2 protein-coding genes are annotated in these 1,147 nt (G+C 58.0%); one reads left to right on the top strand and one right to left on the bottom strand.

From position 1 onward, the window contains the following. A partial coding sequence (locus tag SO140_RS45970; protein ID WP_498544203.1) for an aminotransferase class I/II-fold pyridoxal phosphate-dependent enzyme occupies positions 1-462 on the top strand: 462 nt, incomplete at its 5' end. Here the strand turns inward: SO140_RS45970 and SO140_RS45975 are convergent. Continuing rightward, complete coding sequence (locus SO140_RS45975; RefSeq protein ID WP_025303137.1) at positions 459-1,025, bottom strand: VOC family protein; 567 nt, start codon at positions 1,023-1,025, stop codon at positions 459-461. The genes SO140_RS45970 and SO140_RS45975 overlap by 4 nt on opposite strands. Positions 1,026-1,147: the final 122 nt, after the last annotated feature.

Consider the following 1,147-nt stretch of genomic DNA (forward strand, 5'->3'; position numbering starts at 1 on the left):
GCGTCTAAGACATTCAATCTCGCCGGGCTCGGCGCCTCGATGGCGATCGTCCCCAACGAAGCGTTGAGACAAAAGCTGAAACGCGCACGCAGCGGCATTGTCCCGGAGGTTAATCTGCTGGCGCTGGTCGCCGCCCAGGCGGCCTATCAATACGGGCAACCCTGGCTGGATGAGCAGTTAATTTATCTGCGCGCCAATCGCGATCGGTTGACAGAGCGCATCAACGCTATGCCGGGATTGACGTTGTTACCGATCGAAGCCACCTATTTGGCCTGGATCGACTGCAGCGCTTTGCCGGTGGATAACCCGCATCAGTTCTTCGAGCGCGCAGGCGTTGGGTTAAGCGCCGGTTTGGATTTCGGCGATCGGCGCTTTGTACGGCTGAACTTCGGTTGCCGGCGGGCCCTGCTCAATGAAGCGCTCGATCGCATGGCGCAAGCCTGTGCGGCACTGGCTGGCTAGCCTTGTTCGCTGGCGACGATGTCTCTAATGGAATAAGGATGAAACTTGATCGTAACCGTTCCATCGGTGATGGCCAGCGTCGGGTTCGGCAGCCGTTCGCCTTCGCCTTTTGGCGAACTTTGCTTCAGCTTGATCCCCGGCGCCAACAACGCTTCATCAGCAAGGTGACTCAACGCCCGTGCATGCAGCGTCTGCGGATCGCCGCTGAGCACCAATTCGACATGTTCCCACCCTTCATGCGGATAGCGTTTCTCCCCGGGGTACGGCAGCTCAACGCAATCTATGCGCCACGGCCCCACGGCCAGCGGCTGCTGTAAATCAAACAAACAGATAGGCCGCCCGTTGATCATCGATTCGGACAGCAGTGTCCCACACTGCATCAATCCCTGGCGCCAGCGTTCGGCGGTAGCGTTCTGGTGACAACGCAGGGAGATGTGATCGGCGATAAAGGCAGACAGATCAAGCCGCAATCTGGCGGCAAATTGTTGCAACGCCTGCTCGAAACGCGGCAGGTCGAGCTTCAGATCGTCAAGCTCGGCAATGGCCTGCAAGGGAGTGGTCATAGGAACCTCAAAACAACGGAGCACAAAGTTAAACGCCGTAATTTACACGGTGGCGACAGCGCTCGCCAGCGTTGAGAGGGTTTTCAGCAGTCATTCAGAATGATTTTCGGTTGCGTGCGGAG

Source organism: Bradyrhizobium sp. UFLA05-108 (assembly GCF_059803455.1).

Excerpts from the sequence above, each read along its gene's own strand:
- SO140_RS45975 (WP_025303137.1), bottom strand. The coding sequence starts at position 1,025 with ATGACCACTCCCTTGCAGGCCATTGCCGAGCTTGACGATCTGAAGCTC.